The following is a 25,941-nucleotide window of genomic DNA, read 5'->3' on the forward strand; positions in this document are numbered from 1 at the left end:
CGCGCCGGTTGATAACGGGTTTATATGGAATATAAATTTCAATAACAAGCACACAGGAAAATAAAGTTCATATTCGTGATGCCGTTCATGAAACGTTGACGGGATGATGTAATAAGGAAAGTCCGGGCACGGTGGGGCGTATCCGGACAAGATGAAATGAACCGTTTATTTCATATCACGGTAAACCGTTAGCACCGTGCTGCACATAGCCAGGGCGTTGCAACAGGCGCTGCTGATAGGCCGCCAGCGCCGCATAATGCGGCCGCTCGAACGGCGTCATCAGCCAGCGGTTCAGCGACAGCCCCAGCACCACGTCCGCCAGCGTGAAGGCGGCGCCGGCGGCATAAGGGCCGTGCTGCGCCAGATGTGCGTCCAACAAGCCCATCAGCCGGTTCCATTCGCGCTCGGCGGCTGCCAGGCTGGCGGCATCCTGATAATCCGCATGCCCACGCACCCGCGACATAAACACGTAGCGCCAGGCGCCGTTCAGATCGGTGGCCTGCCAGTCCATCCACATCTCCACCGCCGCGCGCGCGCCGGGTGCCTGCGGCAGCAGATCTTGCCGCCCTTCCCGCCCCGCCAGATAGCGGCAAATGGTATTCGACTCCCACAGCACCCGCTCGCCGTCGATCAGCACCGGTACCAGGCCGTTGGGATTCAGCGCCAAAAACGCCGGCTCCTGCGTGGAGCGATAACCGCTGCCCCAGTCCTCCCGTTCCAGCGTCAGCCCCAACTCCTGACAGGTCCATAACACCTTGCGCACGTTGATCGATGAGGCTTTACCCAATAATTTCAGCATTGACTTTCCTTATTCTCTCCAGAACGGTTTATACCCTTCCCTCCAGGCCTCCGCCCGCGTCAGGCCGATATCCGCCAACTGCCTGTCGTTCAACAGCAGTAACTCTCTGCGCGTTCTGCGACGCAACAAATACCAACGCCAGCGTGACCAGCCTACCCGTCGCCACATCGTCATGCCATCAAACAGAGCCATCTTATATCCCCCCTGATGTTTTCGCCTGGTAGTGATGATGCGCGCCAGGCAAAAAACAATACAGATTCACGCTGGCGCTATTTTTTTCATACAGCTGCGCCAAAAAACCCGCTGAATGGTTTATTTTGAACGTATCTGTACCGGTTTTTTAATCCTGACCACCGATGAGAGGCCTCTGTATGACACGCTACGCCACGCTGGCCGCCATTCTCAGCCAACGCATTCAGCAAGGGTTGTATCCGGCCGGCCATCGCCTGCCTTCGGTGCGCGCGTTGAGCCAGGAGCACGGCGTCAGCATCAGCACGGTACAGCAAGCCTACCGGTTGCTCGAGGAACAGCGCCTGGTGGAAGCGCGGCCGAAGTCGGGCTACTTCGTGCATACGCAGCGCGCGCAGGCCGAGCTGCCCGCCATGACGGCGCCGGTGCAGCGGCCGGTGGACATTTCGCAATGGGAGCAGGTGCTGGAACTGGTGCGCAGCCGGCCGCGCGAAGGCCTGATCCAGCTGGGGCGCGGCATGCCGGATATCGCCGAACCGACGATGAAACCGCTGATCGTCGCCCTGCGCAACGCAGCCCGCCACGGCGACCTGCGCAGCCTGTATTACGACAGCATTCAGGGCGTGGCCGCGCTGCGCGAACAGGTCGCCCGTCTGCTGCTGGACTCCGGCTGCCAAATCGGCCCCGATCAGCTGCTGATCACCACCGGTTGTCAGGAAGCAATCTCCGCCGGGCTGCGCGCCGTTTGCCAACCCGGCGACATCGTGGCGGTCGATTCGCCCTGCTTCCACGGCACCATGCAGACGCTGAAGGGGCTGGGCATCAAGGCGCTGGAAATCCCCACCGATCCGCTCACCGGCGTCAGCCTGGCGGCGCTGGAGATGGCGCTGGAACAGTGGCCGGTCAAGGCCATCCTGCTGACGCCCAACTGCAATAATCCGCTGGGCTACATCATGCCCGACGCCCACAAACAGCGGCTGCTGACGCTGGCGCAGCGCCACGACGCGGCGATCATCGAAGACGATGTCTACGGCGACATCGCCTACCACTACCCGCGGCCGCGCACCATCAAGTCATTCGACGACGACGGCCGCGTGCTGCTGTGCAGCTCGTTTTCCAAAACGCTGGCGCCGGGGCTGCGCGTGGGCTGGATCGCGCCCGGCCGCTACCTGGAACGGGTGCTGCACATGAAGTTCATCGGCTCCGGCGCCACCGCCACCCAGCCGCAGCTGGCGATCGCCGAATTTATCCGCGGCGGGCATTACCTGCAGCACCTGCGGCGCATGCGCGCACGCTACCAGCAGAACCGCGACCGCATGACCGATCTTATCCTGAAACACTTCCCGGCCGGCACCCGCGTCAGCCGGCCGCGCGGCGGTTTTATGCTGTGGATCGAACTGGACGAAGCGTTCGACACTCTGCGGCTGAACCGCCATCTTGAACAGCAAGGCGTACAAATCGCCGTCGGCAGCATCTTTTCCGCCGCCGGCAAGTACCGCAACTGCCTGCGCATCAACTATGCGCCGACGTTGACGACAGAGATCGAGCTGGCAGTGCATAAGGTCGGCGCCACCATCCAGCGGCTGATGCCGGTCGACAGTTTGGCGCAATCGGATTAAATCTTGACGCGATCGGATTATCGCTGCGCTGCCCGGCGCTCTAAAGTGGCATCACACCCACTCGCAATCAGGAAGGTCATGATGTCTCAGTCACAGGTATGGTTAATCACCGGCAGTTCCCGCGGCCTGGGCCAACAGCTGGCGCAGGCGGTGTTGGCCGCCGGGCACCGTCTGGTCGCCACCGCCCGTCAGCCGCAACAGCTGCAGCCGCTGGTGGAACGCTACGGCGATCGGGTCGCCACGGTCGCGCTCGACGTCACCGACGCCGCCGCCGCCGAACGCGCGGTGCGCACGGCGATTGAACGCTTCGGTCGGCTGGACGTGCTGGTCAACAACGCCGGCTACGGCAATATCGCGCCGGTGGAGGAAGCCGATGAAGCCGATTTTCGCGCGCAGCTCGAAACCAACTTCTTCGGCGTGTTCAACGTCACCCGCGCGGCGCTGCCGATATTACGCCGGCAGGGCAGCGGCCATATCATCCAGATCGCCACCATCGGCGCTCGCCTCGGCATTGCCGGCCTCAGCGCCTACCATACCGCCAAGTGGGCGGTCGAAGGGTTCTCCGAATCATTGGCCAAAGAGATGGCCCCCTTCGGCGTCAAGGTGACGATGGTCGAACCCGGCGGCTTCCGCACCGACTGGGCCGGTTCTTCAATGACCATTGCGCCGATCGGCGAAGCCTATCAGCCGACGCTGGGGCCGATGCTGGCCTTCCTGCAGCAGCATAACGGCAGCCAAACCGGCGATCCGGCCAAGGCGGCGCAGGCGATCCTGCAGTTGGCGGCGCTGGAAGCCCCTCCGCTACGCCTGCTGCTCGGCAGCGACGCGGTGCATATGGCGGCGCAGGTGTTGGCAGAACGCCAGGCGGAGGACGCCGCGTTTCGCGCCCTCAGTCTCAGCACCGACCACGATGACAGCTCGCCGGATCACGCCGCGATGGCGGCGGTGGTGACGGGAAAATCCTAAGGAGCCCGCATTGAGCAGCGATCAAATTCCGGTTTCCGGCGCGCTGGCGGTACACCTGGCGTCGCAGGGCGTCGATATTGAGCAGCTCGGCCGATTGGCCGGGTTGCCCGCCGGGCTGTTCGGCGAACGGCGCGACAAGATTAAACTCACTACGCAACAATTCTTCTCTCTTTGGCGCAGTCTGCCGCAGTTGAACGACGATCCCGCCTTCGGTCTGCGTCTGGGCGGCGAGGCGGCGCCGGAACACTATGACATTGCCTTGGTCGCCGCGTTGCATTCCGCCACGCTGGGCGAAGCATTGCAAAAGGTGGCGCGCTATAAACGGCTGGTTTGCCCGGAAGAGCTGATGCTGGTGGAAGACGGCGACAGCATGCGCCTGCACACCCGCTGGACCATGAGCGAAGGCCACGCGCCGGCGCTGCTGATCGACGCCATGTTCGCCGCCATCACAGCTCTGTGTCGGCGCGGCACCGGCTTGCCCCTGCAGCCACAGGCGATCGAATTGACCCGGCGAGCGGACGCCGCCTCGCCGCTGGCGCGCTATTTCGGCTGCCCGGTGACATTCAACGCCCCGCTGGACGTGCTGGTGTTCGATCGCGCGTTGATGCGTCAACCCTTCGTCACCTACAACCAGGCCATGCTGGCGGTGCTGCTGCCGGGGCTGGAGGCGGAGCTGGCCAAATCTCAGTCGGCGCACGATCTGCCCACGCAGGTGATGGCGATCCTCAGCCGCAGCATGCGCGGCCAGCGCCCCAGCGTCAACAGCGTGGCCGCTGAACTCTATCTCAGCCCGCGCACGCTGCAGCGCCGCTTGCAACAGCACGGCTACAGCTACCAGCAATTGTTGGACAAAACCCGCCACCGCACCGCCTGCCGGCTGTTGGCGGAAACCGACCTTGAACCGGGCGAAATCGCCTTTGTGCTGGGATTCGAAGAGCTGAATTCGTTCAGCCGCGCCTTTATTCAGTGGGAAACGCTGACGCCCAGCCGCTGGCGCACGCAGCGCGCCGCTGGCCAGTGGGAGAACAGAACATGAAAGTGATTATTTTCGGCGCCAGCGGCATGGTGGGCCAGGGCGCACTGCGGGAATGCCTGCACGAACCGCGCGTCAGCGAAGTGCTCAGCATCGGCCGAAGCCCGTTGGCCCAGAGCCACGCCAAACTGCGCCAGCTTTCTGTGCCCGATCTGCGTGATCTGTCGGCGCTGGAGCCGCAGCTCGCCGGCTACGACGCCTGCTTCTTCTGCCTGGGGATTTCGTCCTCCGGCCTGAGTGAAGCTGAATATCGCGCGGTGACTTACGATCTGACGCTGGCCGCCGCCCGCCCGTTGGCGACGCTGAATCCGTCGATGGTCTTCGTCTACGTCTCCGGCCTCGGCACCGACAGCAGCGAACGCGGCCGCAGCATGTGGGCCAGGGTCAAGGGCGCCACCGAAAACGCGCTGCTGGCGCTGCCGTTCCACGCGGTGATGTTCCGCCCCGGCGCCATTGTGCCGCTGCACGGCATTCGCTCCAAAACCCGCCTCTACGATCTGGCCTATCGGCTGTTCAAGCCGCTGTGGCTCGGCGCATTGCGGCTGTTTCCCGCCCGGGTAAGCAGCACCGAACGAATCGGGCGGGCGATGCTGGCGGTGGCGCGACGGGAAAGCGCGCTACGCATCATCGAACCGGCGCAGATCAACCGGCTGGCGGCACCCTGAACAACGGGGTTAACCGCCCTGCCGCCAATACTCCGCCACCCGGCGGCGCAGGTGTTTGATACCCTGCGGATGGTGAATAAACTGCTCCACCGGCATCATCCGCCAACGCTGCCCCTCGTCGCCGAAACGTATGGCGGCGATCTGCACCGGAGTGATCATCCCGGCCATAAACCAGGTCGGCGGATAGCCGGGCAAAATGCCGTCGTAGCGCCGCCGCCAGACAACCTGACGTTCGGCGATCGCCACGCCGAACTCTTCCTGCGTCTCCCGCTGCACGCACTGCAGCGGCGTTTCGCCGTTTTCCCGCCCGCCGCCGGGCAGATCCCACAGGCCGGGCCACGGAATGCCCGGTTTATCGTCCCGTTGGTAAACCAGCAGGAAACCATCGCACAGCAGCGCGATCTTGGCCCCGCCAAACGCCTCGTCCGTCATGATTTTTCCGCTCCCTGCCCATTGCCTTTGACTGAACATCATACTTCATCCCCGCGCGGCCTGGTGTATAGTGAAAATCCGTTTTCACAACAGGCGAACAATAACGATGAACTCTCCGTTTCTGGTGACCCCTCAATGGCTTGCGCAACATATCAATGATGAAAATCTGGTGGTGATCGACGTCCGGATGTCGCCGGTGGGGCTAACGCCGAAAAAGGACATGCTTGCCGAGTTCGAACGCGGCCATATCCCCGGCGCGGTCTATTTCGACATCGACGAAGTGGCGGACAAAAACACCGCGCTGCCGCACATGCTGCCGACGGCGGCGGAGTTTGGCGCGGCGGTGGGCAAGCTGGGCATCAGCGAGCGCGATACCCTGGTGATTTACGATGAGGGTAACCAGTTCTCCGGGCCGCGCGGCTGGTGGACCTTCCGCAATTTCGGCGCCCAGCATGTTTACGTACTGGACGAAGGGCTGAACGGCTGGACAGCGCAGGGCCAGGCGCTGGCCACCGGCCCGGCGCAGCCTGAACCACAGGTGTTCAACGCCCGGTTCAACGCCGACGCGGTGGTGGATATGCGGCAAGTGGAACAGGCGTTAGGCACGCCGGTGCAAATTCTCGACGCGCGCGCCGCGCCGCGCTTTTATGCCGAAGCGCCGGAGCCGCGCCCCGGCCTGCACCGCGGCCACATTCCCGGCAGCATCAACATTCCGTACGGCGAGCTGCTGGAAAACGGCCGCTTCAAATCGCTGGAGGCGCTGCGCCAAACCTTTAGCGACAAGGGCGTGGATATCAACGGCCCGATCATCACCAGCTGCGGCTCCGGCGTGACGGCGGCGGTGCTGGCGTTCGGCCTGCTGTCGCTCGGCGCCCCGCAGGTCAAGCTGTATGACGGCGCCTGGAGCGAATGGGGCCAGCTGAGCGGCAAACAGCCGATCGCCAAAGATTAGGTTTCGATCCGCTCGACCACGATCTGCGCCAGCCGCTGCACGGCCGCCGAGGGCTGATCCTCGGCGCGGTGCAGCACCACGCCGAGCTGGCCGAGAACGGGCAGCAGTTCAGGCGCCAACGGTGACAGGCCGGGCGGCAAACCCGCCGCCGTGCGCACCGTGACGCCCAACCCGGCGCTCACCGCCGCCCAAACGCCGTTCAGGCTGCGGCTGGTAAAGGCGATGCGCCAGGGAATGCCGGCGCGATCCAGCGCCTGCGTCGCCGCGCTGCGCATCAGACAGGGTGCGTCGAACATCACCAACGGCAACGGCTCATCCCCTTCTCGCCACGGCGCCAGCGCGAAGCCGGGCGAGGCGATCCAGTGCAACTGCCGCTGCCCCAGCGCCTGATGAAACGGCGTGCTCAGACCGCCATCCCACGCCAGCGACAGATCCAGCTGGCCTTTCAGCACCCAGTCGATCAGCTCGGCATTGCGGGCGATGCGCGCCTCGATGCGCACCTTCGGATTGGCGCGCGCGAAGCTGCCCAACACCTGCGGCAGAAACGTCTCGCCGAAATCCTCCTGCAGCCCCAGCCGCACCGTGCCCTGCAGATCCAACCCGCGCACCGCGGCGGCGGCTTCGTCATTAAGCTCCAGCAGGCGGCGCGCGTAACCGAGCAGGGTTTCCCCCGCCTCGGTCATCACCATGCCGCGTCCGGCCTTGCGCAGGATCGGCGCGCCGACCTGCTGCTCCAGCTTTTTCAGGTGAGCGCTGACCGCCGACGTCGAACGCCCCAGCCGTTCCGCCGCCTTGGCGAAGCTGCCCAGCTCGACGCCGGTGACGAAGCTGCGCAAATCCTCGAGATCGAACGTGATTCGCCCCATGCTGACCATCCTGATTTTCTGAACCATCAATCAAAATAATACCGATTTTACTGATAAAGATGGCGTGTCACGCTCTCCCGGTCAATGTCTTTGCGGAGAATCCTTATGCTCGCGATGCAATACCGTTTCACCCTGCCCGCCGATTACGACATGGCGATCGTCCGCCGCCGCATCGCCGATTTCGGCCATCGGCTCGACGCCTGCCCGCAGCTGATCGTCAAAGCCTATCTGTACGCGCAGCGCAGCGAAGGCAGCGCCGAAAATCTCTACGCTCCCTTCTACCTGTGGAACAGCAGCGCCGGCATGAACGATTTCCTGGCCGGCGAAGGTTTCAGAGGCCTCAGCCAGGCGTTCGGCTGGCCACGCGTCAATCATTGGCTGCCGTGGCTGACGCATTTCGATCGCCCTCATCTGGCCGAGGCCGCCTGGGCAACCTGTCAGGAACAGGCCATCATCCCCTACAGCGATCTGCCTGCGCTGCGTCGGCAACATCAGGCGGCGCCCGGCGCGCTGGCCTCCATCGTGGCGTTCGACCCCGCCGAGTGGCGGTTAGTGCGGCTGGATTTATGGCGTGAACCGCCGCAGGCACGGCCGCAAAACGGCCAGCTGTTCCGCGTCGGCCATCTGTCCGCCCCCTTTGACCACACTGCGCCGCGGGTTGACAGTCAAACTTGATATTGATAATCATTATCAACATTAAACATTCACTTGCGGCTCGCGGGATGCGGGCCGCTCTCCGGGGTCAACCGTCATGTCGTCATCACCAATCACACCTTACGCCACCACCTGCTGCATCGTGGGAGGCGGCCCCGCCGGGCTGATGCTCGGCTATCTGCTGTCGCGGGCGGGGATCGACGTGACGGTGCTGGAGAAGCACGCCGATTTCCTGCGCGATTTTCGCGGTGACACCATTCACCCGTCGACGCTGGAAGTCATGCATCAACTGGGCCTGCTCGACGAACTGCTGACGCTGCCGCATCAGCGCGCGGAATCTCTGCACGCCGAAGTCGCCGGCCGCGACATCAAACTGGCGGATTTCACCCGCCTGCCGACGCGCTGCAAATTTATCGCCTTTATGCCGCAGTGGGAGTTCCTCAACTTTTTGGCGCAGCAGGCCGCCGCCTTCCCCCATTTCAGGCTGCTCACCTCGACGCAGGTTCATGAGCTGCTGTATGACCGCGGCCAGGTATGCGGCGTGCTGGCCGACGCGCCGGAGGGCCCGATCCGCGTGCGCAGCCAGCTGGTGATCGGCACCGACGGCCGCAACTCGGTGGTGCGCGAGCAGGCGGCGCTCAGCAGCCGCTCCTTCGGCGCCCCGCGCGACGTCTTGTGGATGAAGCTCAGCAAGCAGCCGGGCGATCCGGCCTGGTCGATGGGCCACACCGGGCCGAAGCAAAACTTCATCATGATCGATCGCGGCGACTACTGGCAGTGCGGCTATTCGATCGACAAAGGCAGCTTCGACGCGATCCGCCGCAGCGGGCTGGAGAAATTTTTGCTGCACCTCGCCGAGGTGGCGCCGTTCCAGGACGATCGCCTGCAGGAGATCGTCGAGTGGGATCAGGTAAAACTGCTGAGCATTCGCATCGATCGTCTGGATCGCTGGGCCAAACCGGGCGTGCTGTGCATCGGCGACGCCGCGCACGCCATGTCGCCGATCGGCGGCGTGGGCGTCAACCTGGCGATTCAGGACGCGGTGGCCGCCGCCAACGCCCTGATCCCGCCGCTGCGCCAGCATCGGCTGCAGCTGAAGCATCTGCTGAGCGTGCAGCGCCGGCGCGAATTTCCCACCCGGGCCATCCAGTTTTTGCAGATCAAAATGAGTCAGCGTAAACCAGGTCAGCGCCGCGCGGCGGGCGGCTCACGCCTGATCGCCCGCGTCGGCAACAGCCGCTGGCTGCCGCGTCTGTTCGGCCGCATCATCGGCCTGGGCTTTCGCCGCGAAACGCCGCGGCATCTTGAAAATTAACCCGCTATACTCATCGGTTCTCGCTTCGATGAGGTTCACTCATGTTCACCGTCCGTCAGGCATTGCTGGAAGATTTAACCCTGGTGCGCGATATCGGCATCCGCACCTATCGCGCCCACTTCGGTGAGCTGTGGCGCTACCCGCACGAGCTGGAGGCCTTTCTGGCGGAGGATTTTTCCGTCTCCGCGCTGGAACAGACGCTGCGCCAGCCCGACGTGTGCTGGCTGTTGGCCTATGAGAATGACGCCCTGGTCGGCTATGCGCGGGTGAACTTCGACAGCCTGCTGGCACCAACCGAACAAATCGGCGCAGAGCTGCAGAAAATCTATTTCCTGCCGGGCCATGCCGGCAACGGCTATGGCCAGCGCCTGTTCGAACAGGTGCAGCAGCGGGCCATCGAGCGCCAGCAGAAGACGCTGTGGCTGGAGGTGCTGCAACGCAACACCGGCGCCCAACGTTTTTATCAGCGTCAGGGATTGAGCATGTGTGGCGAGACCTGCTACACCAGCGCCCAGGGCTCGATAGGCATTTGGTATATGAGCAAGGCGCTGTAACCGCGCCCCGCTCCGCCTTCGTTAGCGCGGCTCCCGCTGCAGCATCAGGAACAGCAAGGCAAACGCATTGGGCGCCAGGTAGATCAGCGCCCCCAGCTGCACCGCCAACGGATCCTTCTTGGCCTGCCAGGCCATAAACCAGTCGCCGGCGACCACCATAAAGCCGACGCCCCACACCGCGATCGCGCAAAGCGCTCCCAGCATCGCCCAGGCTTTGCCCTTGGCGAAGGCGGCGTAAGGGCCTTTCAATCGCCCGATCATCAGCACCACGCCCGCGGCCGCGAATAGGCCGGCCAGCGTTTCCAGCGTGGTGATGACCGCCAACCCCAACATGCAGGCCCAGTCGGCGCGGATCGCGCGCCACATCAGCCCCGGCGTTTGATAAGTATCCTGCATGGCAAGCAGCGGCCCCACCGCATTGCGCGCGGTGCCGGCGAAATCCGCCGTATTGTTCAACAGGCTGAACAGCCCCCACAGGGCCGGAAACAGGGACAGGACGATGCAACCGAGGCGTGACACAGTGATTTCGTTCATGGTTATCCTTAATGAATAAACGAGTGGCTCCCATCCTCATGACGGGACCGCTATTGAGATCCTGATTGTTTGATGTGCACAATGTAAGAACTAATCTTACAATGACGCAGCATAGCCGAAAGTGAGGAGGAACAATGGGCAGAACACTAACGGTAGATCTGGGTGACGAACTGCGTAGCTTCGTCGAAGACCTGGTTGCCAGCGGCGATTACCGCACGCCCAGCGAAGTCATCCGCGAATCCGTGCGCACTTTGCGCGAACGTACCGCCGCCTCAAAGCTGGAAGAGCTTAGGCGCTTGATCGCTGAAGGAGAGAACAGCGGCGAAGCCGTCGAATGGGATCGTGATGTGTTCATGGAAAGAATACGGAGCAAAGCAAAAGGATGCGCAGGAGAGTAACCGTTCGTCCAAAAGCCTTGGACGATATGGAAGAGATCTATTTTTACGGGTTGGCGCACTTTGGCTTACAGGTGGCCGAAGATTATCTGCGCCGCCTGCATCAGGCTTTCGATAACCTTGGCCACCACCAACTCGGCAGAAACCTCGATGCAATCGGCCCCGGTCTATGGGTATTACCCGTCGCCAACCACCTGATTTATTTTCGACAGCACAGGCGGGAGGTGAATATCATCAGAGTGCTGCATCATTCCCGCGATCCGCTCAGCCAATCCTTTTTCAGCTGACCCAACGTCAAATCGCCACCAGCCCGCGTACGCCGTCCTGTTCCATATTGCTGCCGGCGCCACGCTGCACGATGCTGCCGCGCGACATCACCAGATAGCTGTCCGCCAGATCGGCGGCGAAGTCATAGAACTGCTCCACCAGCAGGATCGCCATATCGCCGCGCGCCGCCAGCTGTTTGACCACCGCGCCGATCTCCTTGATCACCGAAGGCTGGATCCCTTCCGTCGGCTCGTCGAGGATCAACAGCTGCGGCCGGCAGGCCAGCGCTCGGCCGATCGCCAGCTGCTGTTGCTGCCCGCCGGAAAGATCGCCGCCGCGCCGATCCTTCATCTGCCGCAGCACCGGAAACAAATCATAGATCGGATCCGGCACCGCGCGCGCGTCGGCGCCGGAAAAGCGCGCCAGCCCCATCAGCAGATTTTCCTCCACCGTCAAGCGCGGGAAGATTTCCCGCCCCTGCGGCACATAGGCGATGCCCGCCTGCACCCGCTGATGCGGCTTTTTACCGGTGATGGCTTCGCCCTGCCAACGGACGCTGCCGCTGCGCGCCGGGATCAGCCCCATCAGGCATTTCAGCAGCGTGGTCTTGCCCACGCCGTTGCGCCCCAGCAGGCAGGTCACCTCGCCGATGCGCGCCTCGAACGACAGGCCGCGCAGAATGTGGCTGCCGCCGTAAAACTGATTCAATTCCTCTACCTGCAGCATGATTACGCCTCCTCAGCGCCCCAGATATACCTCAATCACCCGTTCATCGGCCTGCACCTGCGCCAGCGATCCTTCCGCCAGCACCTGCCCCTGATGCAGCACCGTCACGCGATCGGCAATGGTTTCCACAAACCCCATGTCGTGCTCCACCACCATCAGCGAATGCTTGCCCGCCAGCTCGCGGAACAGTTCGGCGGTGTAGTCGGTTTCGGCGTCGGTCATGCCGGCAGCCGGTTCGTCCAGCAGCAGCAGGTGCGGTTCCTGCACCAGCAGCATGCCGATCTCAAGAAACTGTTTCTGCCCGTGGGACAGCAACCCGGCGGGCCGGTGGCGCTCATGCCCCAGCCGCAGGGTCTTCAGCATCTCATCGATGCGATCGCGCTGTTCGCTGCTCAGGCGCGCGCGCAGGCAGGCCCACACCGACTTGCGGGTTTTCTGGGCGATCTCCAGATTTTCGAACACCGTCAGCGCCTCGAACACCGTCGGTTTTTGAAACTTGCGGCCAATGCCGGCGTGGGCGATCTGCATCGGCGCCAGCCGGGTCAGGTCGACGGTCTGATCGTAAAACACCCTGCCGCTGTCCGGCCGGGTTTTGCCGGTGATCACATCCATCAGCGTGGTCTTGCCGGCGCCGTTGGGGCCGATCACGCAGCGCAGTTCGCCGACGCCAATGCGCAGCGACAGATCGGTCAGCGCGCGAAAACCATCGAAGCTGACGTTGACGTTGTCGAGCTGCAGCACCGGATCGGTTTGCTGCCGGTATTTGTCCGCCGGCAGCGGATGGGTAAACAGTTCGTCGGTCACTTGCATCGCCTTCATGAGGTTTTCCTCCGCCGCAGCAGGCCGATCACCCCTTTGGGCAGAAACAGCGTGACGACGATAAACATCAGGCCGAGGAAGAACTGCCAGTATTCGGGAATGGCCATGGTGAACCAGCTCTTGGCGCCGTTGACGATGCCGGCGCCGAGCAGCGGCCCCACCAGGGTGCCGCGCCCGCCGAGCGCCACCCAGATGGCGGCCTCGATCGAGTTGGTCGGCGACATTTCGCCGGGGTTGATGATGCCGACCTGCGGCACATAGAGCGCGCCGGCCAGCCCGCACAGCACCGCCGACAGCGTCCAGACGAACAGCTTGAAGCCCTTCGGATCGTAGCCGCAGAAGGTCAGGCGGTTTTCCGCATCGCGCACCGCGGTCAGCACCCGGCCGAACTTGCTGCGCGCCAGGGCAAAGCCGATGGCCAGGCTGGCGGCCAGCAGCAGCACCGTCGCCAGGAACAGCGCCACCCGCGTGCCGGCGGCGGTGATGGGAAAGCCGAGCAGCGTGGTGAAACCGGTAAAGCCGTTATTGCCGCCGAAACCGGTCTCGTTGCGAAAGAACAGCAGCATGCCGGCATAGGTCAGCGCCTGGGTCATGATCGAGAAATACACCCCTTTGATTTTCGAGCGAAAGGCGAAGTAGCCGAACAGAAAGGCCAGCAGGCCCGGCACCAGCACGATCAGGCACAGCGCCCAGGCGAAATGCTGGGTGCCACTCCAGAACCACGGCAGCTCAGTCCAGGAAAGGAATGCCATAAACGCCGGCAACCCGTCGCCCGCCGCCTGCCGCATCAGGTACATGCCCATGGCGTAGCCGCCGAGCGCGAAGAACAGCCCGTGGCCGAGCGACAGCAGCCCGGCATAGCCCCACACCAGATCGAGCGCCACCGCCACCACCGCGTAGCACAGGATCTTGCCCGCCAGCGTCAGGGTATAGGTGGACACCGCCAGCGGATGATCCGCCGGCAACAGCGTCATGAACGGCATCACTAGCAGCGCCAGCAACGCCAACCCGCCGATGCTCAACGCCAGCCGGGGCGCTTTCTGCACGCCGGTTACGGTCAATGGTTGGCTCATCAGTCAATCACCCTGCCCTTAAGGGCGAACAGCCCCTGCGGGCGCTTTTGAATAAACAGAACGATCAGCACCAGGATCAGGATCTTGCCCAGCACGGCGCCGATCTGCGGCTCGAGGATCTTATTGACGATGCCGAGGCCAAAGGCCGCCGCCACCGTCCCCGCCAGCTGGCCGACGCCACCGAGCACCACCACCAGGAACGAATCGATGATGTAACCTTGCCCCAGCTCCGGCCCGACGTTGCCCAGCTGCGACAGCGCCACCCCGCCGAGCCCGGCGATGCCGGATCCCAACCCGAAGGCCAGCATGTCCACCCGCCCGGTGGGCACGCCGCAGCAGGCGGCCATCGCGCGGTTTTGCGTCACCGCGCGCACGTTCATGCCGAGCCGGGTTTTGTTCAGCAGCAGCCAGGTCAACGCCAGCACCAGCAGCACGAACGCGATCACCGCGATGCGGTTCCACGGCAACACCAGATTCGGCAACAGCTGCACGCCACCCGACAGCCACGCCGGGTTGGCGACCTCGACGTTCTGCGCGCCGAACAGCACCCGCACCAGCTGGATCAGCACCAGACTGATGCCCCAGGTGGCCAGCAGGGTTTCCAGCGGCCGGCCGTACAGGTGGCGGATCACCGTGCGCTCCAGCGCCATACCGATCCCGGCGGTGATGGCGAACGCCACCGGCAGCGCCGCCAACGGATAGAGCGCCAACCACTGCGGCGCAAACTGTTGAAACAGCCCCTGCACCAGATAGGCCGAATAGGCGCCGAGCATCAGCATTTCGCCGTGCGCCATATTGATGACGCCGAGCAGGCCGTAGGTGATCGCCAGACCAAGCGCCGCCAGCAGCAGGATCGAACCGAGCGACAGGCCGCTGAACGCCTGGCCGAGCAGATCGCCGATCATCAGGCGATGCTGCACGCGCTGCAGGCTGCGTTGCGCCTCGGCGCGCACCGCGGCGTCCGGCTCATTGGCCGCGTCGGTCAACGCCTGCAGGCGCGCGCGGGTTTCCGGCTCGCCCGATTCCCCCAGCAGCCGCACTGCATTGAAGCGCACCTGCGGGCTGGCGTCGGTCAATTGCAGGTTCGCCAGCGCAATGCTCAGCGCGTCGCGTACCTGCGGGTCTTTCTCCTGCGCCAGCCGCCGGGTCAACAGCGGCAACTGCTCGCCCTGCGCCTCGCGCTGCAGCGCGGTCGCCGCCTGCAGCCGCACCGCCGCATCCGCGCTGACCAGCCGCTGCGCCGACAACGCGTTGGCGATCAGAATGCGCAGCCGGTTGTTCAGCCACACCTTCTTCGGTTCACCAACCGGGGCCGCCCCACCTTCAAGCGGCAGATAGCGATCGCCCTGGCGGATAAAGGCGCGTTTCGCCCCGTCGATCGCCACGGTTTCCTGCTGCAGCCCCTGCAGCAACGGCAGGCGCGCGGGATCCGGCTCGGCCGCCCACGCCTGCAGCAGTTTGGCCTGCTGCACGCGAGTGGCCGCCGCGAACTCATCGGCCGGCCCGGCCTGCGCCAGCAGGGGCCAGGCGCACAGCAGCCACAGCCCGGCGCGCAGAGAGGATAAAAACGGAGATTGCATCAGCTGCCTCTTCTGTTGGGCCGGCGCGCGTCGAGCCGCGCCGGCGCTGAGTGAAGTTACTTGCCGCCTTTCACCGGGTAATCCGGTTTTTTGTCGTTGCCGGCGATATAGGGGCTCCACGGCTGCGCGCGCACCGGCGCTTCGGTCTGCCACACCACGTTGAACTGGCCGTTGCTCTCGATTTCGCCAATCATCACCGGTTTGTGCAGGTGGTGGTTGGTTTTGTCCATGGTCAGCGTGAAGCCCGACGGCGCGGCGAAGGTTTGCCCGGCCATCGCCGCGCGCACCTTATCGACGTCGGTGGTGCCGGCCTTTTGCACCGCCTGCGCCCACATGTGGAGGCCGACGTAGGTGGCCTCCATCGGATCGTTGGTGACCGCAGTGGCGTAATTCGGCAGATTGTGCGCCTTGGCGTAGGCCTTCCACTGGCTGACAAACTGTTTGTTGGTCGGGTTATCCAACGATTCGAAGTAGTTCCAGGCCGCCAGGTTGCCCACCAGCGGTTTGGTGTCGATGCCGCGCAGCTCTTCCTCGCCGACCGAGAAGGCGATCACCGGCACGTCGGTGGCCTTGACGCCCTGGTTGGCGAGTTCTTTGTAGAACGGCACGTTGGAATCGCCGTTGATGGTGGAAATCACCGCGGTGTTGCCGCCGGCGGCGAATTTCTTGATGTTGGCGACGATGGTCTGGTAATCGCTGTAGCCGAACGGCGTATAGACCTCTTCGATATCCTTGTCCTGCACGCCTTTGCTGTGCAGGAAGGCGCGCAGGATCTTGTTGGTGGTGCGCGGATAGACGTAATCGGTGCCCAGCAGGAAGAAGCGCTTGGCACCGCCGCCGTCCTCGCTCAGCAGGTATTCCACCGCCGGGATCGCCTGCTGGTTCGGCGCCGCGCCGGTGTAGAACACGTTCGGCGACATCTCTTCGCCTTCGTATTGCACCGGATAGAACAACAGCCCGTTCAGCTCCTCAAACACCGGCAGCACCGACTTGCGCGACACCGAAGTCCAGCAGCCGAACACCGCCGCCACCTTGTCCTGGCTCAGCAGCTGGCGCGCCTTTTCGGCGAACAGCGGCCAGTTGGAGGCCGGATCCACCACCACCGGCTCCAGCTTTTTGCCGAGCACCCCGCCTTTGGCGTTGATCTCGTCGATGGTCATCAGCGCCACATCCTTCAGCGGCGTCTCGGAAATCGCCATGGTGCCGGAGAGCGAACTCAGAATGCCGACCTTGATGGTGTCGGCGGCCTGCGCGCTCCAGGCCAGACCCATGCCGATCGCGGCGGCGGACAGCGCAAAAGCTTTGATAAAACGACGACGTTGCATAGTTCAAACTCCTGATGTGTGTGAAATCAAAATCGTTACGCCGAGCGCGCAGGCTGCTGAGCCCGCGCCTGGTGCAACATGTGCAGCGTTATTTTTCGTACCTCTGCCTTGCTGACGGCGATATGCTCGCCGAGCAGCGTTTGCGCCGCCCCGCTTTGCCGCTGCAGGATCGCCTGCAAAATGGCGGCGTGTTCGCGGTAGGTGGCGTCCACCCGCGCCTGCTGGGTGAAATCCAGCCGGCGAATGATGCGGATCTTTTCGGTCAGTTCGCGGTGAATGCGCGCCATTTCGCCGTTGCCCGCCGCGGCCACCAACGCCTGATGAAACTGCTCATCGTGCTGCGACACCGCCTTGCCGTCCGCCAGTCGCGGCGCTTCGGCCCAAAAACGGCTCAGCGCCGCCAGCGCGCCTGGCGTTTCCCCGGCCGGGCGTTCGCACAGCCGTTTCACCGCCTCTTGTTCCAGCACGATGCGCAGGTCGTACAGCTCTTCGAAGTAGGCGAAATCGAACGGCCGCACCTGCCAGCCGCTGCGAAACAGCACCTCGACATAGCCTTCGCGCTCCAGCCGAAACAGCGCCTGGCGCACCGGCGTGCGGCTGGCCGCCATGCGCTGTGCCACCTCGCTTTCGCTGAAGCGATCGCCCGGCAGCAGGCGAAACTCGAAGATGTCGGCCTTGAGCTGCAGATAAATGCGCTCCGCCAGCCCCTCCGGGCGCGCCTTGTGCTCTCCGTTGGTGATTTGCATCATCGCTCCTCCGTTCAGACCGCCTTTTCCAGCCACAGCAGGGCGTCGCCCGGCCCGACCGGCCGCCCCTGCCGGCAGCTGATGCGTTTAACGATCCCGGCGCGCGGCGCGGTGACCGCCAGCTCCATTTTCATCGCCTCGACCACGATCAGCGGCTGCCCGGCCGCCACCGCCTGCCCCGGCTCTACCAGGATCTTCCACACGCTGCCGTTCAGATCGGCGCTGACCAGATCGCCGTCGATGGCGTCTTCTTCCTCCGGCGGCAACAGCTGCGCCTCGGCCTCGTCGTCATCGCTGCGCCAGCGCGCCACTTCGGCGCTGAACGCCTGCTGCTGGCGATGCTGGAAGTCGGCGATCGCCCCGGCGTTGTCGGCCAGGAAACGGGTGTAGGCGGCGAAGTCGAACTCGCTCTCGTCGATGCGCACCTGCATGCGCCCTTCGCGGAACGCTTCGCGCTGCTCGTCCAACTCTTGCTCGCTGACCGGGTAGAAGCGCACCTGATCGAAAAAGCGCAGCAGCCAGGGCTCACCGGCGGTGAACTGCGGGTTTTTGAGGAATTTGTTCCAGATCGGCAGCGTGCGCCCCACCAGCTGGTAACCGCCCGGCGAGTCCATGCCGTAGATGCACATGTACATGCCGCCGATGCCGACCGTCCCTTCGGCGGTATGGGTGCGCGCCGGGTTGTATTTGGAGCTCAGCAGGCGATGGCGCGGATCGAGCGGCACCGCGCAGGGCGCGCCGAGGTACACGTCCCCCAGCCCGAGGATCAGGTAGCTGGCGTCGAACAGAATGTCGCGCACCTGCTCGCGTCGGCTCAGGCCGTTGATGCGCTGAATGAAATCGACGTTGTTCGGCAGCCAGGGCGCCGAGGCGCGCACCGTCTGCTGATAGCGATCCACCGCCCCCAGCGTGGCCGAATCCTCGAACGCCATCGGCAGCCACACGGTGCGCGTCGGCACCTTCAGACGGCTGACGTCCCCCAGCGCCCGTTCGCGCGCCAGCAGGCGCTGCAGCAGGTCGGCCTGGCTAATCTGCCGGCTGTCGTAGCGGATCTGCAGCGAACGCACGCCCGGAGCCAGCTCCGCCACGCCCGGTATCGCCTCCTCACGCAGCGACTGCATCAGCAGATGAATGCGCAGGCGCAGCGCCAGATCGAGCACGTTGTCGCCGTACTCCATCAGGATGTAGCCGTCCCCCGCCTGGCGATACGCCACCGCCGGGCGCCCCTCCGCCGCCGGCAGCGCCGCCAGCACCGCGGCGGAAACGGTCTCCGCCGGGGCCAGATCCGGCGGCGGCAGGGTGATGGCCTTCACCGCCGCCAGCGCTTCGATGCTGCCAAGCTGCGCCTGCTCCAGCGACTGCGCCTGCCGGAAGCCGATCGGATGGAAACGGATGCGGTCGCCCGGCTTCACCTGCCCCACTTTCCACAGTTCAGCCTTGGCGATGGTCACCGGGCAAACGAAGCCGCCGAGGCTGGGCCCGTCGCGGGTCAGGATCACCGGGAAGTCGCCGGTGAAGTTGATCGCGCCGATGGCGTACTCGCAGTCGTGCACGTTGGAAGGATGCAAACCGGCCTCGCCGCCGTCCTCCCGCGCCCACTCGGGCTTCGGCCCCGCCAGGCGCACGCCGAGGCGGTTGGAGTTGTAATGCACCTGCCAGTCGGTGGCGAAGAAGGCCTCTATCGATTCGGCGGTGAAAAAGTCCGGCGCGCCGTGTGGCCCGTACAGCACGCCGATGTGCCATTGATCGCCGTAGTGCGGGATCAGGCTGTCGTCCATCGCCTGCGGCGCGGCGATCGGCGCCGGGGTGGTGCTGGCCGCCAGCGCCGGTTGGGCGATCGCCAGCATGTCCGCCACGCGCAAGGTGCGCCCGGCGTGGCCGCCGAACTGCCCGAGCGCGAAGGTAGAGCGGCTGCCGAGATATACCGGCACGTCGAAGCCGTTACGCACCGCCAGATAGGTACGGCAGCCGTGCGTAGCGCGCCCCAGCGTCAGCACCTGCCCGGCCCGCACCGTAATCGGCCGCCAATACGCAACCGCCTCGCCGTCCAGATCGGCCGGGCAGCTGGCGCCCGTCAGCGCGATGGTGGCGTCGCAGTGAAAGCGCAGCGTCGGCCCCTGCAGGGTAAACTCCAGCCCGGCCGCCGCCGGGTGGTTGCCGACGATGCGGTTGGCCAGCCGAAACGCGAAGTCGTCCATCGGGCCGGACGGCGGCACGCCGATGTCCCAATAGCCGAGGCGGCCGGGATAATCCTGCACGCTGCTGTAGGTGCCGGGTTGCAGCACTTCGAGGCAGTGCGGCTGGAAACGCAAATCGTCCAGCAGGCGCGTCCAGACGTCGCCGCGCTGAAATTGCGGCGTGGCGATCACCTGCCGCAGATAGTCGAGGTTGGTGGCGATGCCGTGCAAACGGGTCGCCGCCAGCGCCACGCGCAATTTTTCCAGCGCCTGCGCCCGATCCGCGCCGTGCACGATCAGCTTGGCGATCATCGGGTCGTAAAACGCCGAGACTTCGCTGCCGGTCGCCACCCAGCCGTCGAGGCGCACGTCCGTCGGGAAATGCACCTCGGTCAGCACGCCAGGGCTGGGCTGGAAGTTTTTCAGCGGATCTTCGGCATAGAGGCGCACCTCGATCGCCGCGCCCTGCGGCGCGCGGCGCAATGCCGCCCAATCCAGCGCGTCGCCCGCCGCCACCTGCAGCATGCATTCGATCAGATCCAGACCGGTGACCATCTCGGTAACCGGGTGCTCTACCTGTAAGCGGGTGTTCACTTCCAGGAAATAAAACTCGTCGCGCGCGGCGTCGTATATGAATTCCACGGTGCCGGCGCTGCGGTAATTCACCGACTCGCCCAGCGCCACCGCCGCCCGATGCAGCGCCTGGCGGGTCGCCGCCGGCAGATGCGGCGCCGGGGTTTCCTCCACCACCTTTTGGTTGCGGCGCTGCAGCGAACAGTCGCGCTCGCCGAGCGCAGCCACCCGCCCCTGACCGTCGCCGAAAATCTGTACCTCGACGTGGCGCGCGCGATCGACGAAGCGTTCGATAAAGGCGCCGGCGTCGCGGAAGAACTGTTCTCCCAGCCGTTTGACGCTGTCGTAGGCGTCGCGCAGCGCCGCCTCGTCGTCACAGCGCGTCAGGCCGATGCCGCCACCGCCGGCGGTGCTTTTCAGCATCACCGGGTAGCCGATGCGCGCGGCGGCGGTAACCGCCTGCTCAACGCTCTCCAGCAAGCCGGTGCCCGGCGTCATCGGCACCCCGGCCAACGCCGCCAGCTCGCGCGCCCGGTGCTTGAGGCCGAACTCGCGCATCTGCGCCGCCGTCGGGCCGATAAAGGCGATGCCCGCCGCCTCGCAGGCTTCGGCAAACTCGGCGCTCTCGGACAAAAAGCCGTAGCCGGGGTAGATCGCCTGCGCGCCGGTGGCCGCTGCGGCCGCGAGGATCTTGTCGATGCGCAGGTAACTGTCGGCGGCCTTGTCGCCGCCGAGCGCCACCGCCCTGTCGGCTTCGGTGACGTGCGGCGCATTGCGGTCGGCGTCGGAATAAACCGCCACGCTGGTGACGCCCAGGCGTTTCAGGGTGCGAATGGCGCGGCAGGCAATTTCGCCGCGGTTAGCGATCAGTACGGTAGTAAACATGTTCATGCCCCCTTAACGCTGGCGAGATAGTCGCGCCAGCCGCCAAACTCAGTGATATCCGTGGCACCTTCCAGCGCCCAGGCTTCGCAGATAAATCCCTTCACCCGCCGGCCGTCCGCCAGCAGCAGCGTGCCGATGCCCAATGGCGCCGGGATTTCCGCCACAAACTCGCCGAAACGGGCCAGCGGGATGTCCCACAGCTCTACGCGGATCGCCGCCCCCTGCGCCGCACGCGCCAGCCCCGGCTTCGGCGGCTCGGTCTCGGCCAGCGCGTACAGGCGGTAACAGGGGGCGGTGACGGTTTGTTCCACCCGCACCGCGTCGCGCTGCGTCAGCTGGACGTTGAGCGGCATGCCACTGAGGTGAGCACCCACTACCGCCAAACGCACGTGTCCCGAAGACGGGGCCGGCGCCGGCTGCGGCGGCAATGCCCGGCCGATAGCGCCGAGCGGCAAGGCGCTTTGCCGTTGCCAGCGCAGGCCAAACGCCGCCAGCGCCCGGTCATGCCAGGCGGGCGCAATCAGGGTGATACCCGCCGGCAGACCGTCTTCGCGCAGCGGCCCCGGCAGCGCCAGCGCGCTCAGATCGGCCAGGTTGGTGAAATTGGTGTAAGTGCCGAACTGCGAATTGAACAGCACCGGTTCCTGCGCCATCTCCGCCAGGGTGCGGATAGTGGGCGCGGTCGGCACCACCAGCGCGTCGAACGACGCCAGCCGCTGGCCGATCTGCCGCGCCAGCTCGGCGCGCAGGTATTCCGCCTTGTAGGCGTCGCAGGCGCTGTAGCCCAGGCCGTTACCAACGATGCCGCGCACCACCGGATCGATGGCCTGCGGGCTCGCTTCCAGCACCTGCTCAATCGCCACCGTGCGCTCCGCTACCCAGGGCCCGTAATACAGCTGTTCCGCCAGGGTGCGAAACGGCGCGAAATCGAGGGGTTCCAGCGTGGCGCCGCCCGCCTGCAGCTGCGCCAGCGCTCGGTGAAACGCCCGCTCGGCCTGCACGTCGCCGAAAAACTCCAGCTGGGCGGGAACGGCGAAACGCGGCGCGGCGGGGATATCCGCCGGCGCGGTATACGGATCGGCACGAGAATATGGGTCTGCCGCGTCAAAGCCGCTCGCCAGCTCCGCCACCTGCGCGGCATCGGCCACCGTCAACGCGAAGACCGACACCGTATCGTTCAACCGGCAGGCCGGCACCACGCCGCGGTTGGACAACCGCCCTTTGGTCGGCTTCAGCCCGACGATGTTGTTGAACCCGGCAGGCACGCGCCCCGAACCGGCGGTATCGGTACCCAGCGCGAACGGCACCAGGCCGCGCGCCACCACCGAAGCGGAGCCGGAACTGGAACCGCCGCTGACGTAGCGACTGTCGAAGCTGTTGACCACCGCGCCATAAGGTGAGCGGGTGCCCACCAACCCGGTAGCGAACTGGTCGAGGTTGGTTTTACCGAGGGCGATCGCCCCGGCGGCGCGCAGGTGGGCGACCACGGTGGCGTCCGCCGCGGCCTGATAGGTGAACGCCGGGCAGGCGGCGCTGGTCGGCCAGCCGCCGACGTCGATATTGTCTTTGATGGCAAAAGGCACGCCGAACAGCGGCAGGCGGCTGAGATCGCCGGCGACCGCCTCGAGCCTCTGTGCCAGCTGCCGATACTGCTGCTCGCGCTGCGCCGGCGTGGCGAGATACAGCCAGGCGTTATCGTCCGGGTTCAGGCCGGCGACCAGCGTTTCGATCGTCGCACTGACGCAGGCAAGGCGCTCGCCCGCCGGACGGGTTTGATAATGGTGCTGCCATTCACTGAGGGTAAAACCGCACGCTTCAACAGGTTCGCTCATCGGCTGAATTCCATCTGGTACACAAGATGGGATCCAACAGAGCAACCGTCGTGCCAATTTTTAATCTCATGATTTCAATAAATTATAATTAAAACTTATGACAGCGGCGGCAAACGGGCTGCACCAGCGGTGCGCAGCGGGGGAACAAAAAGAGTGCAATGGCGGGATGACGCAGAGGAAAAAACGGGGCGGCGACACTCGCCGCCCCACAGGCCGATGGGGATCAGTCGTTGATGCGTTTCAAACCGACCGGCGTAATGCAGTAGGTCTGTTGCTTGCCCTTCTCCGTCAGCCGCAGGTGCTGCATTTCGTTGACGATCGCCAGGCGGTTGTCCGGCTCTTCATGCCGCAGATGAATCACTTCACCGCCGTAACCCGACAGCGGCAACACCCAGGTTTTGGCCGGTTGATTCTGGCTGCCGATGACGTCGTAACTGAGCAAGACATTGCCGTCCGCATCCGTCACGCTGAGGAAGGCGTAGCTGTCGGCAAAGTAGTGGTGAGCAATCCCCGCCGCCAGCGTGACGGTAACGGTTTTCTTCACCAGATCGATGGCGCCGGTCAGGAACTGGCGATCGCCAATCCCTTTGCACGCCACGGTAAACGCATTGCCGACGTTAGCGCCCGGCGGCGTATTGTCGGCCGGCAGACAATCCCGATAGGTCGCCAACAGTGACTCGCGCTGCGGCTCGGCAAAGGCGCCGATCGCCAGATAAATATCATCTTTGAACGACGACGATGGTGCATAGTAAGCCGGCAGCAGATGGCGCAAACGCTGCGCCGCCTGTTCCAGGCGCGTCAGCAGCGCTTGTTCAGGATCGCCGGACAGCGCCGGGTTTTTCAGCCCGCTTTTTTCGATACGCAGCACGTTGGTTTTGTTTTTATTATCGATAACCCCGGTCGCCGCCGGATTCAGGCGCACCCGACTCGGCTCCACATGGTAAATCTCGATGTCATCGCCCTCGGCAAACGGCAGCTCGTCATGACTTAAGGTAGCCTGAGTGCCCTGAATCTCCTTGCTGAAGCGCACCGCGCCCTGCCGATCGCGCAGCGTCACCCGGGCATAGGTTTCACCGGGGAAGTAGGCGTGCGGCGTGGTGCTGGTCACGTCAACCACCACCGCTCCTTTGGCGCGATCGACAACCACGGTGGCGAAGACCGCATCGCTCAGGCCCAACAGATTGATCTCCTGCGAAACGATCGGCGAAGCGGCTTTGCGCTCAAAGCGAAGCGTGACCGCGTTTTTCCCCTGCCTCACCGTCAGGTAACCCGCCGTCGGCCGATATTTGCGATCTTTGCCGGTCGGCAACCGCAAGGTATACACGCCGATCGGCAGCGCAGTCAGCGCCAGGGTCGGCGTGTCGATACGGACTTTGTGGGCATAGCGCGCCCCTTCCATCAGGATCAGGTCTTCACCGTAGATCTGCGCAAAGTCATCGATATCCAGACTCAGAGTGACATCGCCTTTCAGGCCGCTCGCCTTGAGCTGATAAGAATCGACCAGGCGCAGGGAGGAATCCAGCTTCAGCTGCGCCTGCACCGCCGGCAAGCTCTGCGCATCCACCAGTTGATACAGCGGATATACCGCCCTGGCGTGGCTGAATGCGTTGAGATCGCGCTGCGTTTGCGTGATCACGCCGCCGGTCAACTCGACGAACGGCGTCACGTCGATCTGCTCGCCGGCCGCGGCGAAGCTTGCCGACAGCAGATCCAGCAAGGCATGTTCGGACGGCACGAAGCCCGGCGTGTTGCAGCTTTGACGATATTGCTGATTAAAGTGCGTGAAGGCGTTCTTGCCTGCCTTGTCGACCATCAGCATCGCGAAGAACAGCTTGGAGCGCAGATCCCACTGGTTGAGCGGCGTGCCCTGAGCGATCAAATCGATGATTTTCTTCTCGACGCCGGCCGCGTTGCCGTAGTTATACAGCCACCCTTCCTGGTATTTACGCTCTCCCAGCATCACGTCCTGATAGCAAGCGGCATAAATATTGTTCCACATCTCACCGGTGGAGAAATATTTGTCGCCCATAAAATGTCCCTGATAGCCGTGCGCGATCTCATGCAGGCTGCCCCAGTTGCTGTCTTTCGGCGTCAGCCAGAAGCTGCTGACCGAGTCGCTGGTTTCCGCCGTCCAGCGGCCGCCGTAATACGCGGCGCCGGCGCCGTGCTTATCGGCCTTCATAAAATAGCGGTTGCGAATATTGCGATCGGATTCGTGTTCAGCCTCGAACGAGACGCCGGTCAGCGCATTGTAGAAAGTGAAAATGCGATCGTAGTAGGCGATCAGACCGTCGATGTTTTTCGCTTCGCCCAGAGACTTCAGCGCCGGTTTACTGATTTTCGGCACCAGCAACACCGCGTACTCCGCATCGACCAGGGCAAACTCGGCGTCCCGATCGTCCCAGCGGGCAAAGAATGCGGCTTCGTTTTCGCCACGGCGATAGACCGGCAGCGCTTTCGCCGTGTCCGGGTACTCGAACTCCAGCGCCGGCTCGCCCTGCCCATACGGCGTATCGATGAACGGCACCGAGACGGCATTGACCTGGGCCTCGACCCAGCTCGCGCCAACGCTGAATTCCGCCTCCGTTTTGCTGTCGTCATTCAGCAAGCGCAGCGTGAGCTTGCCGGTAAACGCCGCGTTGGTCTGGCGTACTCGCAGCACCTGCCCGGCGGCGAGAATAATGCCCAGGTGCTGGCGATCGTGGTCGATGCCCTTGCTCATGCCTGCCGCATCCAGCCAGACCGGCCGGGTCAACGTGTAAAGTGATTGGGTTTTCGTGATGGTTGGCATCCTGCTTTCCTCATGGTTTGGGTGATTGAATTGACCATGAAAAAGTAACCGGATAGGCGGCACGCCCTCCATCGATGACGGATGGCTGAGGGCCTGTACAACAACGGCGGGCGGGAGAGCGGCAATAAAAAAGGCGCAACCTTGCGATTGCGCCTGATGTTCGGTGAACGCTGC

The 25,941-nt window shown here is 64.2% G+C and carries 24 protein-coding genes; 10 read left to right on the top strand and 14 right to left on the bottom strand.

Annotated features, from left to right (window positions below; genetic code table 11):
- Positions 1 to 175 precede the first annotated feature (175 nt).
- Entirely contained in the window at positions 176 to 799 is a 624-nt protein-coding gene (locus ACJ8IJ_RS09240; RefSeq protein ID WP_004939402.1) for a glutathione S-transferase family protein, read from the bottom strand.
- 9 nt (positions 800 to 808) lie between these two features.
- Complete coding sequence (locus tag ACJ8IJ_RS09245; protein ID WP_004939404.1) at positions 809 to 991, bottom strand: DUF1127 domain-containing protein; 183 nt, start codon at positions 989 to 991, stop codon at positions 809 to 811.
- Positions 992 to 1,170: 179 nt separating this feature from the next.
- Between ACJ8IJ_RS09245 and ACJ8IJ_RS09250 the strand changes: the two genes are divergently transcribed.
- From ACJ8IJ_RS09250 to ACJ8IJ_RS09265, 4 genes are all read left to right on the top strand, one after another.
- Positions 1,171 to 2,607, top strand: coding sequence for an aminotransferase-like domain-containing protein (locus ACJ8IJ_RS09250; RefSeq protein ID WP_442518560.1), 1,437 nt, complete (start codon positions 1,171 to 1,173; stop codon positions 2,605 to 2,607).
- 81 nt (positions 2,608 to 2,688) lie between these two features.
- Complete coding sequence (locus ACJ8IJ_RS09255) at positions 2,689 to 3,573, top strand: oxidoreductase (RefSeq protein ID WP_060558937.1); 885 nt, start codon at positions 2,689 to 2,691, stop codon at positions 3,571 to 3,573.
- 10 nt (positions 3,574 to 3,583) lie between these two features.
- Positions 3,584 to 4,609: an AraC family transcriptional regulator gene (locus ACJ8IJ_RS09260; protein ID WP_442518561.1), complete on the top strand. Its 1,026-nt coding sequence runs from the start codon at positions 3,584 to 3,586 to the stop codon at positions 4,607 to 4,609.
- Positions 4,606 to 5,271, top strand: a complete 666-nt coding sequence (locus ACJ8IJ_RS09265; protein WP_442518562.1) for an epimerase — start codon at positions 4,606 to 4,608, stop codon at positions 5,269 to 5,271. The genes ACJ8IJ_RS09260 and ACJ8IJ_RS09265 overlap by 4 nt, the downstream gene beginning before the upstream one ends.
- Positions 5,272 to 5,280: 9 nt before the next feature.
- Here ACJ8IJ_RS09265 and ACJ8IJ_RS09270 read toward each other — a convergent pair whose 3' ends face one another.
- A complete protein-coding gene (locus tag ACJ8IJ_RS09270; protein WP_131164518.1) occupies positions 5,281 to 5,703 on the bottom strand; it encodes an NUDIX hydrolase in 423 nt (140 codons plus the stop codon).
- A 106-nt stretch (positions 5,704 to 5,809) separates the two neighbouring features.
- Between ACJ8IJ_RS09270 and sseA the strand changes: the two genes are divergently transcribed.
- Entirely contained in the window at positions 5,810 to 6,655 is an 846-nt protein-coding gene (sseA, locus tag ACJ8IJ_RS09275; protein ID WP_442518563.1) for a 3-mercaptopyruvate sulfurtransferase, read from the top strand.
- On the opposite strand, the gene ACJ8IJ_RS09280 is transcribed toward sseA, so the two are convergent.
- On the bottom strand, positions 6,652 to 7,521 hold the full coding sequence (locus ACJ8IJ_RS09280; protein ID WP_015377109.1) for a LysR substrate-binding domain-containing protein: 870 nt from the start codon (positions 7,519 to 7,521) through the stop codon (positions 6,652 to 6,654). The two genes, sseA and ACJ8IJ_RS09280, sit on opposite strands and share 4 nt — an antisense overlap.
- Positions 7,522 to 7,626: 105 nt before the next feature.
- On the opposite strand from ACJ8IJ_RS09280, the gene ACJ8IJ_RS09285 reads away from it, so the two are divergent.
- The 3 genes from ACJ8IJ_RS09285 to ACJ8IJ_RS09295 all read left to right on the top strand — a co-directional run bounded on the left by ACJ8IJ_RS09285 (position 7,627) and on the right by ACJ8IJ_RS09295 (position 10,044).
- Positions 7,627 to 8,196, top strand: coding sequence for a DUF4865 family protein (locus tag ACJ8IJ_RS09285; RefSeq protein ID WP_048322487.1), 570 nt, complete (start codon positions 7,627 to 7,629; stop codon positions 8,194 to 8,196).
- Between the two features lie 76 nt (positions 8,197 to 8,272).
- Positions 8,273 to 9,490 (top strand): FAD-dependent oxidoreductase, encoded by a 1,218-nt coding sequence (locus ACJ8IJ_RS09290; RefSeq protein WP_442518564.1) that lies wholly within the window; start codon positions 8,273 to 8,275, stop codon positions 9,488 to 9,490.
- A gap of 41 nt (positions 9,491 to 9,531) precedes the next feature.
- The gene (locus ACJ8IJ_RS09295) at positions 9,532 to 10,044 is read left to right on the top strand and encodes a GNAT family N-acetyltransferase (RefSeq protein WP_049187242.1); all 513 of its coding nucleotides are present in this window, start codon (positions 9,532 to 9,534) and stop codon (positions 10,042 to 10,044) included.
- Positions 10,045 to 10,065: 21 nt separating this feature from the next.
- Here ACJ8IJ_RS09295 and ACJ8IJ_RS09300 read toward each other — a convergent pair whose 3' ends face one another.
- Complete coding sequence (locus tag ACJ8IJ_RS09300; RefSeq protein ID WP_004939438.1) at positions 10,066 to 10,578, bottom strand: DUF2165 family protein; 513 nt, start codon at positions 10,576 to 10,578, stop codon at positions 10,066 to 10,068.
- A 134-nt stretch (positions 10,579 to 10,712) separates the two neighbouring features.
- Here ACJ8IJ_RS09300 and ACJ8IJ_RS09305 point away from each other — a divergent pair, with 134 nt between their 5' ends.
- Positions 10,713 to 10,976 (top strand): type II toxin-antitoxin system ParD family antitoxin, encoded by a 264-nt coding sequence (locus ACJ8IJ_RS09305; protein ID WP_004939442.1) that lies wholly within the window; start codon positions 10,713 to 10,715, stop codon positions 10,974 to 10,976.
- Positions 10,961 to 11,260, top strand: a complete 300-nt coding sequence (locus ACJ8IJ_RS09310; RefSeq protein WP_049187241.1) for a type II toxin-antitoxin system RelE/ParE family toxin — start codon at positions 10,961 to 10,963, stop codon at positions 11,258 to 11,260. The genes ACJ8IJ_RS09305 and ACJ8IJ_RS09310 overlap by 16 nt, the downstream gene beginning before the upstream one ends.
- 7 nt (positions 11,261 to 11,267) lie before the next feature.
- Here the strand turns inward: ACJ8IJ_RS09310 and urtE are convergent, their stop codons facing one another.
- From urtE to ACJ8IJ_RS09355, 9 genes are all read right to left on the bottom strand, one after another.
- A complete protein-coding gene (gene urtE, locus ACJ8IJ_RS09315; RefSeq protein WP_004939445.1) occupies positions 11,268 to 11,966 on the bottom strand; it encodes an urea ABC transporter ATP-binding subunit UrtE in 699 nt (232 codons plus the stop codon).
- Between the two features lie 12 nt (positions 11,967 to 11,978).
- A complete protein-coding gene (gene urtD, locus ACJ8IJ_RS09320; RefSeq protein ID WP_015377102.1) occupies positions 11,979 to 12,785 on the bottom strand; it encodes an urea ABC transporter ATP-binding protein UrtD in 807 nt (268 codons plus the stop codon).
- On the bottom strand, positions 12,782 to 13,858 hold the full coding sequence (gene urtC, locus ACJ8IJ_RS09325; RefSeq protein ID WP_049187239.1) for an urea ABC transporter permease subunit UrtC: 1,077 nt from the start codon (positions 13,856 to 13,858) through the stop codon (positions 12,782 to 12,784). The genes urtD and urtC overlap by 4 nt, the downstream gene beginning before the upstream one ends.
- Positions 13,858 to 15,438: an urea ABC transporter permease subunit UrtB gene (gene urtB, locus ACJ8IJ_RS09330; protein WP_154870565.1), complete on the bottom strand. Its 1,581-nt coding sequence runs from the start codon at positions 15,436 to 15,438 to the stop codon at positions 13,858 to 13,860. Before urtB ends, urtC begins: the two co-directional genes overlap by 1 nt.
- A gap of 56 nt (positions 15,439 to 15,494) precedes the next feature.
- Complete coding sequence (gene urtA / locus ACJ8IJ_RS09335) at positions 15,495 to 16,763, bottom strand: urea ABC transporter substrate-binding protein (protein WP_154870564.1); 1,269 nt, start codon at positions 16,761 to 16,763, stop codon at positions 15,495 to 15,497.
- Between the two features lie 35 nt (positions 16,764 to 16,798).
- Entirely contained in the window at positions 16,799 to 17,509 is a 711-nt protein-coding gene (locus ACJ8IJ_RS09340) for a GntR family transcriptional regulator (RefSeq protein WP_033634128.1), read from the bottom strand.
- 14 nt (positions 17,510 to 17,523) lie between these two features.
- A complete protein-coding gene (gene uca, locus ACJ8IJ_RS09345) occupies positions 17,524 to 21,144 on the bottom strand; it encodes an urea carboxylase (RefSeq protein ID WP_442518565.1) in 3,621 nt (1,206 codons plus the stop codon).
- Between the two features lie 2 nt (positions 21,145 to 21,146).
- On the bottom strand, positions 21,147 to 22,976 hold the full coding sequence (atzF, locus tag ACJ8IJ_RS09350) for an allophanate hydrolase (protein ID WP_004939467.1): 1,830 nt from the start codon (positions 22,974 to 22,976) through the stop codon (positions 21,147 to 21,149).
- 223 nt (positions 22,977 to 23,199) lie between these two features.
- Positions 23,200 to 25,767, bottom strand: coding sequence for a putative mucin/carbohydrate-binding domain-containing protein (locus ACJ8IJ_RS09355; protein WP_442518566.1), 2,568 nt, complete (start codon positions 25,765 to 25,767; stop codon positions 23,200 to 23,202).
- Between the last annotated feature and the right edge of the window lie 174 nt (positions 25,768 to 25,941).

The sequence above is a fragment of the Serratia sp. CY40230 genome, from assembly GCF_052168835.1.
GTDB classification, from domain to species: Bacteria; Pseudomonadota; Gammaproteobacteria; order Enterobacterales; family Enterobacteriaceae; genus Serratia; species Serratia nematodiphila.

Bases quoted from the DNA above. Each gene is read 5' to 3' on its own strand.
- urtB (WP_154870565.1), bottom strand. From the start codon at position 15,438: ATGCAATCTCCGTTTTTATCCTCTCTGCGCGCCGGGCTGTGGCTGCTG.
- ACJ8IJ_RS09355 (WP_442518566.1), bottom strand. From the start codon at position 25,767: ATGCCAACCATCACGAAAACCCAATCACTTTACACGTTGACCCGGCCG.
- ACJ8IJ_RS09310 (WP_049187241.1), top strand. From the start codon at position 10,961: ATGCGCAGGAGAGTAACCGTTCGTCCAAAAGCCTTGGACGATATGGAA.
- uca (WP_442518565.1), bottom strand. From the start codon at position 21,144: ATGTTTACTACCGTACTGATCGCTAACCGCGGCGAAATTGCCTGCCGC.
- ACJ8IJ_RS09280 (WP_015377109.1), bottom strand. From the start codon at position 7,521: ATGGGGCGAATCACGTTCGATCTCGAGGATTTGCGCAGCTTCGTCACC.
- urtA (WP_154870564.1), bottom strand. From the start codon at position 16,763: ATGCAACGTCGTCGTTTTATCAAAGCTTTTGCGCTGTCCGCCGCCGCG.
- ACJ8IJ_RS09240 (WP_004939402.1), bottom strand. From the start codon at position 799: ATGCTGAAATTATTGGGTAAAGCCTCATCGATCAACGTGCGCAAGGTG.
- sseA (WP_442518563.1), top strand. From the start codon at position 5,810: ATGAACTCTCCGTTTCTGGTGACCCCTCAATGGCTTGCGCAACATATC.
- ACJ8IJ_RS09300 (WP_004939438.1), bottom strand. From the start codon at position 10,578: ATGAACGAAATCACTGTGTCACGCCTCGGTTGCATCGTCCTGTCCCTG.
- ACJ8IJ_RS09270 (WP_131164518.1), bottom strand. From the start codon at position 5,703: ATGACGGACGAGGCGTTTGGCGGGGCCAAGATCGCGCTGCTGTGCGAT.
- ACJ8IJ_RS09285 (WP_048322487.1), top strand. From the start codon at position 7,627: ATGCTCGCGATGCAATACCGTTTCACCCTGCCCGCCGATTACGACATG.
- urtD (WP_015377102.1), bottom strand. From the start codon at position 12,785: ATGAAGGCGATGCAAGTGACCGACGAACTGTTTACCCATCCGCTGCCG.
- urtC (WP_049187239.1), bottom strand. From the start codon at position 13,858: ATGAGCCAACCATTGACCGTAACCGGCGTGCAGAAAGCGCCCCGGCTG.
- ACJ8IJ_RS09290 (WP_442518564.1), top strand. From the start codon at position 8,273: ATGTCGTCATCACCAATCACACCTTACGCCACCACCTGCTGCATCGTG.
- ACJ8IJ_RS09265 (WP_442518562.1), top strand. From the start codon at position 4,606: ATGAAAGTGATTATTTTCGGCGCCAGCGGCATGGTGGGCCAGGGCGCA.
- atzF (WP_004939467.1), bottom strand. From the start codon at position 22,976: ATGAGCGAACCTGTTGAAGCGTGCGGTTTTACCCTCAGTGAATGGCAG.
- urtE (WP_004939445.1), bottom strand. From the start codon at position 11,966: ATGCTGCAGGTAGAGGAATTGAATCAGTTTTACGGCGGCAGCCACATT.
- ACJ8IJ_RS09340 (WP_033634128.1), bottom strand. From the start codon at position 17,509: ATGCAAATCACCAACGGAGAGCACAAGGCGCGCCCGGAGGGGCTGGCG.
- ACJ8IJ_RS09250 (WP_442518560.1), top strand. From the start codon at position 1,171: ATGACACGCTACGCCACGCTGGCCGCCATTCTCAGCCAACGCATTCAG.
- ACJ8IJ_RS09255 (WP_060558937.1), top strand. From the start codon at position 2,689: ATGTCTCAGTCACAGGTATGGTTAATCACCGGCAGTTCCCGCGGCCTG.
- ACJ8IJ_RS09295 (WP_049187242.1), top strand. From the start codon at position 9,532: ATGTTCACCGTCCGTCAGGCATTGCTGGAAGATTTAACCCTGGTGCGC.
- ACJ8IJ_RS09245 (WP_004939404.1), bottom strand. From the start codon at position 991: ATGGCTCTGTTTGATGGCATGACGATGTGGCGACGGGTAGGCTGGTCA.
- ACJ8IJ_RS09305 (WP_004939442.1), top strand. From the start codon at position 10,713: ATGGGCAGAACACTAACGGTAGATCTGGGTGACGAACTGCGTAGCTTC.